The sequence below is a fragment of the Mesorhizobium sp. M7A.F.Ca.CA.002.09.1.1 genome (genome assembly GCF_003998555.1).
GTDB classification, from domain to species: Bacteria; Pseudomonadota; Alphaproteobacteria; order Rhizobiales; family Rhizobiaceae; genus Mesorhizobium; species Mesorhizobium ciceri.
This window is the reverse complement of sequence record NZ_RZRR01000352.1, coordinates 1-5,288: the sequence shown is the minus strand read 5'-3', so window position 1 is coordinate 5,288 and position 5,288 is coordinate 1. Positions and strand designations below refer to the sequence as shown.

4 protein-coding genes are annotated in these 5,288 nt (G+C 64.0%); all 4 read right to left on the bottom strand.

Translation table 11 applies throughout. The features are described 5' to 3' along the window. Positions 1-15 precede the first annotated feature (15 nt). Positions 16-834, bottom strand: coding sequence for a hypothetical protein (locus EN994_RS16610; protein WP_164745963.1), 819 nt, complete (start codon positions 832-834; stop codon positions 16-18). Between the two features lie 232 nt (positions 835-1,066). Then, positions 1,067-2,347, bottom strand: coding sequence for a GNAT family N-acetyltransferase (locus EN994_RS16605; RefSeq protein ID WP_063169079.1), 1,281 nt, complete (start codon positions 2,345-2,347; stop codon positions 1,067-1,069). Then, positions 2,347-3,747, bottom strand: a complete 1,401-nt coding sequence (locus EN994_RS16600) for a lipopolysaccharide biosynthesis protein (RefSeq protein ID WP_063169078.1) — start codon at positions 3,745-3,747, stop codon at positions 2,347-2,349. Before EN994_RS16600 ends, EN994_RS16605 begins: the two co-directional genes overlap by 1 nt. A 457-nt stretch (positions 3,748-4,204) precedes the next feature. Then, positions 4,205-5,288, bottom strand: a 1,084-nt coding sequence (locus tag EN994_RS16590; RefSeq protein ID WP_206530413.1) for an SEC-C metal-binding domain-containing protein, incomplete at its 5' end; no start/stop codon positions are given.

The following is a 5,288-nucleotide window of genomic DNA, read 5'->3' as shown; positions in this document are numbered from 1 at the left end:
CGACTGACCGGCAAACTATCTGCGCTGATGCTCGACCGTGGACAGCCGCGCTTGCAGGTCCTGCTGTACAAGCATCTGCGCAGATAGTTTGCCGGTCAGTCGTTCGTTGTGGACTTGGTAGTCCGCGACCTTGGAACGAAGCAGCATGGCGGCCTGTTGCAAGCTGGCGAGCCGCAATGCAACGTCCTCACGCGCCTGCTCGGCGGCTTGCCTGGCCATGGTCTCGTCGCGGAGTTGCCCCGACACGCGCGCCAGGTTCCGTCCCAGGCGCTCGACCTCGACATTCGCTTCGAGGAACCGTGTTGCGCGCTGGCCGGCATGCCTATCCGCCTGCGCAATGGTCTGCCGTGCCCTGTTGAGTTGGACCTCCAGGTCGGCGATGGTCTTGCTTGCGATCGATAGCTCGCGCGATTTTCGCCCAAGCTCTTTCGAGGTGCGATCCTGCAAACGTTGCAGCTTCGCCACCTCTTCCTGCAAGTCCCATTTGTCCGTATCGGGAGCGTCGGCATCGTGCGTTTGCGCATCGAGCCTGGCCACATAGTCCTCAACCAGCGACCACGCCAAGTCGTCATCGTTGGACAAGAGCGAGGAGCCGCGCATGGCGTGGGCCTGACTCGAGCCCGTCCGGGCCGAAGTCGAGCCGAGGGAGGCGGCCAGCGTGTCTGACTGGGCCAATCCGGTCACGGGCTCCTCTTCGAAGAGAGGCAAAGCTTGATGCGTGGCGGCTCGGATGCTTCGAATCAGTTCTTCGAAGTCTTCGTCGGCCCTTCGGACAACGGCGCTGTCGTTCGCACTGATGTGCCGGGCGCCGTTGGCCTCATGATTCAGCGACATTTTTCTCTCATCGCGGACCGAATCACTAGACTATCGTGCATCAAGGACAAGAATGCGAGTAGATCTTGCCGGGTTTCACCGGAAAATTGCTGCAAGAAATCTCGTTTTTTTGAAGCGGAAGTCGATCTTAGCGCTTGCCTCTTGGGCAATCGAAGTAAAGTCCCGGCCACCTCTGTGTCAAATATTGCAGCGAAAATGTGCCATCCTTCCAGAACCGCACCCTTGCCTTTTCTCAGCGCCGCCCCAACAAGCTCTTCATGCGGTTGCGCAGCAGGCGGGCCATGTTGCGGGTTTCGCGGTAGAGGTGCAGTTGCGAGGCGGCCTGGCGGGTGAGGCGGTCGGCGTCCGGCGTCAGGCCGATCACCAGCGTGCCCATCGGCTTGCGCTCGGCCCATAGCCGGCTCATCACCGGATGGTCGGGCACGGCGCAGGAATCGGTCATCATGATGTTGGGATCGTCGAGATGCTGCCCGGTCACCTCGATCATCAGCAAGGTGCCCGGCGAATAGCTGGCCAGCGTCTCGTCATAGGCGGTCTTCCAGGTGTAGGCGATGCCGGCTTCGACGAAGACGATCAGGCAGGCAATGGTGCGGCCGTCGAGCGTCAGCGAATGGATGCGGCACATGTCCTGCTCGGCCAGCCGGTGCACGGCTTCGCGGGCGAAGGCGGCGCGGAAACGGTCGATCGCCATGGCGGTGCGTTCGCGGCCCTTCCAGCCGGCCGCCTCCAGCGTCAGGAAGTTCTCGATGGCGTGGCGGATGTCTTCGGGGCCGCGCGCCACGACATGCTCCAGCCTGCCGAGGTCGCCGAGGCGCCGCTTCAGCCGCCGGAATTCGCGATAATGGTGCGAACGCAGCGAGGCCTTCAGATAATCATCGCCGTCGCGCTCGCTCTCCAGCGCCGGGCGCAGGGTCTGGCCGGTGGTGACCAGCATCAGGCCGCGCGTCTCGGCCACGGTGGCAAACAGGCTCGCCACCGGGCCATCGAGCCGGACATCGGGCAGGACGAACACTTTCGGCAGCTTGAGATGCGGGCGCGACAGCATCGAGAAGAAATCCTCGACGACGCCCACCGGGTCGTCGCGGTCGACCAGCGGCGTGCCGAGCGGACCGAACGGGCTCGACCATGTGCGCATCACCGGCACGCCGAGCGGCACCACCGGCCGTTCCACTGAGAACGGCACCAGAAGGCGCAGCCGGTTGCGGTATTCGTCGCCGTCGCGGATGACCGCCAGCCGCACCTCGCGATCTTCCAGCCGCGGCATGGCGGGCGCAAGGAAACGCGGGTTGAAGAACACGTTGGGCTCGACCGTGCGGGCGCAGAGATAATCCAGCTCCTCGACCAGGTCGAAACCGGCGGATGCCGGGTAGATGGCGAGCTTGCGCTCGGGCCGGTTGTTGGCGAGAATCTCGATATGGGCGGGGTCGGCGTCACGGGTCAGCCCGGCAAGGCCCGACACCATGGCGCCGGCGGTGCCGCCGCTGGTTTCCTCAAGCAACGGGATGGCAGCCATCACGCGGCTCCTTTCGCAGGCACGAAGATAAGCATGACGATGCCGAGCTTGCGCCACACCGTGAAGGACAGCGCGCCGGCTTCGAAGATCATGGCAAAGGCGGTGGCCATGGCCGCGCCCCACAGGCCGAACATCGGGATCAGCATCACGTTGAGGGCGATGTTGAAGGCCAGCGTCATGGCATAGACGGCGGCGCAGATGTTCTGGTTGCCGCTCATCGTCAGCAGGCTTTCGCAGGGGCCGACGGCGGCGCGCGCCGCGACGCCGAAGACGAGCAGGAACAGCAAGGGATAGCCGCTGCTGAATTCCGGGCCGAACAGCACCAGCATCGGCTCGCCGAGCGCCAGCACCAGCAGCGCCATCAACAGCGAAGGCCAGAACGTCCACGACACCGTCTCGCGGGCAAAGGCGGCGAGCCTTTGCGGGTCGCCATGGGTGAACTGGGCGTAGCGCTGGGCAACGCCGGCCTTGACGGCGAAGTAGACGAAATGCACCAGCGCCAGGGTCTTCACCGTGGCGAAATAGACGGCGACGTCATTGGGGTCCATATAGGCGCCGACCATCAGCACGTCGGCATTGGTCAGCAGGAAGAAGAAGCTCTCGACCAGGAAGATCGGCAGCGAGACGACGAACCATTGCGCGAAATGGACCTTCATCGGCCCGGCCGGAATCTGCCGTTCCATGCGCTGGGTGACACCGATAAGCTGGCCGAGCGTTGTGGCGTAGGTGGCGGCGATCGAGGCGAAGATCGCGGTCTTTGCGTCAGGAGCATAGCCCGCCAGCAGCATCAGCGCCATGAACAGCAGGATCAGCACCGGCCGCACCAGATAGGTCGGCGACAGGGCAAACAGCGCCCAGCTGTTGGCGCGTGCCAGGCCCGACAGAAGGTCGGACATGGCGATCATCGGCAGGCAGATGACGCCGAGGATGAACGGGATCACATAGTAGCTCTCGATCCAGGGTGCCGCCAGCCAGACGCCGAGCGCGCCGAGCCCGGCAATCAGCGTCGAGGCGATCAGCACGAACAGACGGCTGGCCAGCACGATGCCGCGCAACTCGTCCATCAAGCCGCGCTCGCGGTATTCGGGAATGTAGCGGATGACGGAGGTGTGGAAGCCCAGGCAGGCGAGATTGCCGACGATGACCATCGTCACCCAGACGAGGACGAAGATGCCGTACTCGAACGAGCCCATCCAGCGTGCCATCAGCACCTGGCTGACGAAGGCAATGACGGCGCTGACGATGCGGACCGAGAAGGCGATAACCGACATGCGGCTGGCCTCGCCGCGCTCGTCGGCGGTGAACAGCACAGCATCGATGCGGCCAAGCAACGGCCCCATGCGCAGCGCCCAACGCTGCGGCAAGAACCGCCCGGCAGTCGTGGCCGCGGAAAAGCGCACCCCGATTTCTCTCCGTTTTCCGCTTCTTTTTCAGGCGTTGGTGTAGCGGAGACACATTAAGAAACGGTTGGGTGAGGAATTTCCTTCGCCCCGTCCCTATACGGGGAGAACGTGCCGGCAGGCGGATGAGGGGCGGCACAGGCGTTTGAGGTTTGCGCCGCTGTTTCATCATCGCCGAGGCGCGCAGCACGGAGACGTTGCCGATCAGGATAGCACCCGGCTTTATCGCAAGATCGTGCCTCAGATGGTGCCTTGGCTGCCAGAGGATGAGGCCGCGCAGCTGAAGTTCGAGTTCGAGGCGGCTTAGTCGGCGGGACATCGCCCCCCTCTGGCCTGCCGGCCATCTCCCCCTCAGGTGGGGAGATTGGCTAATCGCGAACGCAGGCGCCGCCCCTCATCCGGCCCTGCGGGCCACCTTCTCCCCGTATAGTGACGGGAGAAGGAAAGCGCCGCGCCTTTACGCAAACGCCCCATGGCAGTGCTTGTACTTCTTCCCCGAACCGCAGGGGCAGGCTTCGTTGCGGCCTACCTTGCCCCAGGTGGCCTGGTTGTTGGGGTCGCGGTCTTCGGGGGCGACGATTGCGGTTGTCTCCGGGCGGACCAGGAGGGCGGTTTCGCCGCCTTCGAAGTCGTTTTCGCCGGTGCTGCCGTCGATATGGGTGCCGAACATGTCGGGGGCTTCCGGAGGTGGCGCTTCGGCGGCCTGACGGACCAGTTCGACGCGCATCAGCTGCGCGGTGACGGCCTGGCGCAGATTGCCAAGCATGGCCTGGAAGAGTTCGAACGCCTCGCCCTTGTACTCCTGCAGCGGATCGCGCTGGGCGTAGCCGCGGAAGCCGACGACCGAGCGCAGATGGTCGAGATTGACGATGTGCTCGCGCCACAGATGGTCGAGCGTCTGCAGCACCACCGAGCGCTCGACATAGTTCATCACCTCGGGGCCAAAACGCTCGGCGCGCTCCTTGGCGGCGGCTTCGGCGGCCTGCGCGATGCGCTCGCGGATGTCGTCCTCGGCGATGCCCTCTTCCTTGGCCCAGTCCTCGACCGGCAGGTCGAGGTTCAGGAACTCGGCGATCTCGGCCTTCAGCCCGGCAACGTTCCACTGCTCGGCATAGGCGTTTTCGGGAATGGCCTTGGCGACGATCTCGTCGATGACGCCTTCGCGCATCTCGGCGATCGTTTCGGAGAGGCCTTCGCCGTCCATCAGTTCGATGCGCTGCTCGAACACCACCTTGCGCTGGTCGTTGGAGACGTCGTCATATTTCAACAGGTTCTTGCGGATGTCGAAGTTGCGCGCCTCGACCTTCTTCTGCGCCTTTTCCAGCGCCTTGTTGATCCACGGATGGATGATCGCCTCGTCTTCCTTGAGGCCGAGCTTCTGCAGCATGCCGTCCATGCGCTCGGAGCCGAAGATGCGCATCAGATCGTCCTGCAGGGACAGGAAGAATTTCGAGCGGCCGGGGTCGCCTTGTCTTCCTGAACGACCTCTAAGCTGGTTGTCGATGCGGCGCGATTCGTGGCGTTCGGTGGCCAGCACATAG

Excerpts from the sequence above, each read along its gene's own strand:
- EN994_RS16610 (WP_164745963.1), bottom strand. The coding sequence starts at position 834 with ATGTCGCTGAATCATGAGGCCAACGGCGCCCGGCACATCAGTGCGAAC.
- EN994_RS16605 (WP_063169079.1), bottom strand. The coding sequence starts at position 2,347 with ATGGCTGCCATCCCGTTGCTTGAGGAAACCAGCGGCGGCACCGCCGGC.